The 3,309-nt window shown below is 41.3% G+C and carries 4 protein-coding genes; 1 reads left to right on the top strand and 3 read right to left on the bottom strand.

Annotation, left to right across the window (positions count from 1 at the left end):
- Nucleotides 1–928: hypothetical protein (locus QZT73_RS00390; RefSeq protein WP_291786078.1), on the bottom strand; the 928-nt coding region annotated here is incomplete at its 3' end.
- Between the two features lie 3 nt (nt 929–931).
- Nucleotides 932–2,134, bottom strand: coding sequence for a GlmU family protein (locus tag QZT73_RS00385; RefSeq protein WP_291786077.1), 1,203 nt, complete (start codon nt 2,132–2,134; stop codon nt 932–934).
- Between the two features lie 130 nt (nt 2,135–2,264).
- Here QZT73_RS00385 and QZT73_RS00380 point away from each other — a divergent pair, with 130 nt between their 5' ends.
- Complete coding sequence (locus QZT73_RS00380) at nt 2,265–2,876, top strand: Uma2 family endonuclease (RefSeq protein ID WP_291786076.1); 612 nt, start codon at nt 2,265–2,267, stop codon at nt 2,874–2,876.
- A gap of 56 nt (nt 2,877–2,932) precedes the next feature.
- On the opposite strand, the gene QZT73_RS00375 is transcribed toward QZT73_RS00380, so the two are convergent.
- Nucleotides 2,933–3,178: a type B 50S ribosomal protein L31 gene (locus QZT73_RS00375; protein ID WP_291786074.1), complete on the bottom strand. Its 246-nt coding sequence runs from the start codon at nt 3,176–3,178 to the stop codon at nt 2,933–2,935.
- Between the last annotated feature and the right edge of the window lie 131 nt (nt 3,179–3,309).

Raw genomic sequence — 3,309 nt, 5'->3', positions numbered from 1 at the left:
TGTCCAACATTACTTCTCTCAATACATTCATTCCACTCAGGAGAAAGGACTTCTGGGCTTCCTTGTCTTTACCTTGGAACAGCTCTACAAAGGAAAGAATTTCATTGATCTGAATAGAATAGCATGCCCTAAGCCAATCTCTGATCATTACGGTATTTTCATCACCAACCTGGTCAATCATTTTGTAAGCTTCCCGCATATTCCCATCAGCCAAAGGCGCTATTTGGCTTGCTGCCTCCCTTGAACAAAATCCCTCATTGAACAAGTGATCCATGATTTCTTGGTCTGAAAAAGCCCTGATCATAATTTTTTGCGTTCGCGAAAGAATGGTGGTCAGCAATTGCTCCGGTTGAGAAGTCACCAGCAGGAATACTGTCTTTTCGGGTGGTTCCTCCAAAATCTTCAAAAGCGAGTTCGCAGTGGTAATGTGCAAAAACTCTGGTGCCCAGATCAACATGATCTTATATCCTCCTTCAAATGACTTCAATGAAAGGGTTTTGATGATCTGCCTGCCGGCAGACCGGGATATATTGAGCTGCTTTTTCTCAAAGCTGTTTTTATGAATCCAGTCTGAAATATTACCATAAGGCTCAGTGAGGGTGAAATCCCTAAAGGAAGCTGTATAATCAACTTTCTTTTCCTTATCGGGATCCTCATCATCCTTTGATTTACCAGGCATAGGATATGCATAGTTCATATCAGGATGGATCAATTTGGCCATTCTTTGGCAGGAGGGACAGGTTCCGCAGGAATCATTTTCATGCGGTTGCTCGCAGTGCAGGTAGGTAGCCAGCGCCAATGCCATTTTTAAATTAGCAGAACCCTCAGGGCCATGGAACAAGAGCGCATGCGCAAGGTGATTGTTCCTTACTGCCTGAATAATTTTCTGTTTGACTTCATCAAGTCCTGGTATGGTGGAAAATAACATATTTTACTGGCCTTCTTTGTCCCAAATACGGTAATGTCGTGTCAAATCAAAAACCCTATCGAGAATTTCTTTTTCTTTAACATTATAGTCCAATCCCCTTCGCTTCATCACGGCTATGGCCGTTTCCTCAAATTTCTTCATTTGGAAGGTTGAAAAGCCTGCTGCTCCACCCCAGGCAAAAGATGGGATAAAATTTCTTGGGAAACCATCACCAAAAATATTGGCCCCTACACCTACTACCGTACCTGTATTGAACATGGTATTGATGCCGCATTTGGAATGGTCACCCATCATCAGGCCACAGAACTGTAAACCGGTATTCGTAAAGCCGCCTTTGGTATAATCCCAGATTTTAACCGGGGCATAATTATTCTTCAAATTAGAATTATTAGAGTCAGCGCCAATGTTACACCACTCTCCCAATATGGCATTTCCCAAAAATCCTTCATGGCCTTTATTGCTGTAACCGAAAATCACCGAATTGGAGACTTCACCACCCACTTTTGAGAATGGTCCTACGCTTGTATCCCCCCGCATTTTAGCCCCCATATTTACCGTAGAACCCTCACAAAGTGCAAAAGGACCTCGGATCAAAGAACCTTCTTGTACTTCGGTATTTTTCCCAATGTAAATAGGGCCTTCCTCGGCATTTAATACCGCTGCTTTGATTTTGGCTCCTTCCTCAATAAAAATATCAGATGGATGATAAGTAATCGTATGTGGATCTACTATGGCGGCGGATTTTCTTCCAGAGGTCAACAATTTGAAATCATTCCTGATTTCCTGACCATTAAACTGGAAAATATGCCAGTTTTTCTGAATAAGGGTAAGTTCCCCATCAAATACAACCGTTTCCAAGGCCTTTGCCCTGTCCACTTGAAAGTTGGAAGGATCGTCCTCGTGTACAGCCACAAGCACTTGCTGATGAAATAGTGCCTGACCTTTCTTCAAAGATTGTAAGCTTTTCCAAAGGGCTGCTGAAGGACAAACCGCCCCATTGACCATCAAAGCAGGTGCTTCATTTTTGGAGAACTTGGCTGACAAATAATCTTGGGTAAAAAAACCAGGAGTGATCCCGGAATATTTTTCCCATTTTTCAGAAATCTTAAGAATTCCTACTCTGATGGCTGCCACCGGCCTGGTAAAAGTAAAAGGCAGCAAAGCGCCCCTAATGGCAGGGTCGTCAAATAAAATTAGATTGTCCATGTCACAAAAATAAAAATTCTGATGGAAAACCAGCCCATAAGGTTTTAACTCTTAACTGTAGATGAATTAATCCCACCAACTCTTGACAACTAAATGATGAATGCTTGGCTTTTTTTACTAAATTAGGGATATGCATAAGGAGGAAGAAAACAACTTTGTCAAAGAGCCCTACACCGAATATGGCAGCTACACCTATGCCGATTACCTGACCTGGGAGATCGACCATATGGTAGAGCTGATCAAAGGAAAAGTGTTCCGGCAGGCTGCCGCGGCTCCAAGAAGAATACATCAGGAATTGGTTTTAAAAATAGGGTCACAGTTAAGTGGTCTTTTGAAGGGCAATAAGTGTAAAGCCTATATCGCCCCTTTCGACGTCCGCCTACCTGTCAAATCCAGAAAGCATGAAGACATCAATACAGTAGTCCAGCCAGATATCTGTGTGGTCTGTGATCCGGAAAAGCTAGATGAGCTGGGCTGTGTAGGTGCCCCTGACCTGATTATGGAAATTCTTTCCCCTTCCAACAACAAAAAAGAGCTCCAGAATAAGTATGAGGTCTATGAGGAAAGCGGCGTGTTAGAATACTGGATTATCCACCCATATGAAAAAACACTGTTGGTCTACACCCTTACAGACGGAAAATATGTCCCCTCCAGACTTTTTACTTTAGGAGACCGAGTGCCCTCTCAATGTATTCAGGGTTTTGTGCTGGATTTGGATGAATTGTTTGAGGGGTTAGAATAAAAAAATCTCTTGGCTATTGCTAACCAAGAGATTTATTACAGAACAATAAAACGAAATTATTTCTTCGCGTATCTTCTGTTGAATTTCTCAACCCTACCAGCAGTATCCAAAATCATCTTCTTACCAGTGTAAAAAGGATGGGAGTTAGAAGAAACTTCAATTTTATATAGAGGATATTCCTTGCCATCTTCCCACTCTATGCTCTCACTGGTTTCAATTGTAGACTTGGTGATGAATTTATAATCACTTGAGGTGTCGAAAAATACGACCTCTCTGTAATTAGGATGAATGTCTTTTTTCATGGTATAGCTATTTATCTTAAGATCCTTTTTACAAATGAGGCACAAAGTTATTTCTTTTTTGAAATGATTCCAAAAATCACCCATAAATTTTTACCTTTTCCAAAAGCTTTTGCATATCAAATACTATTATT

The sequence above is a fragment of the Cecembia sp. genome, from assembly GCF_007126775.1.
Classification (GTDB): domain Bacteria; phylum Bacteroidota; class Bacteroidia; order Cytophagales; family Cyclobacteriaceae; genus Cecembia.
This window is presented reverse-complemented; position numbering and strand designations above follow the sequence as displayed.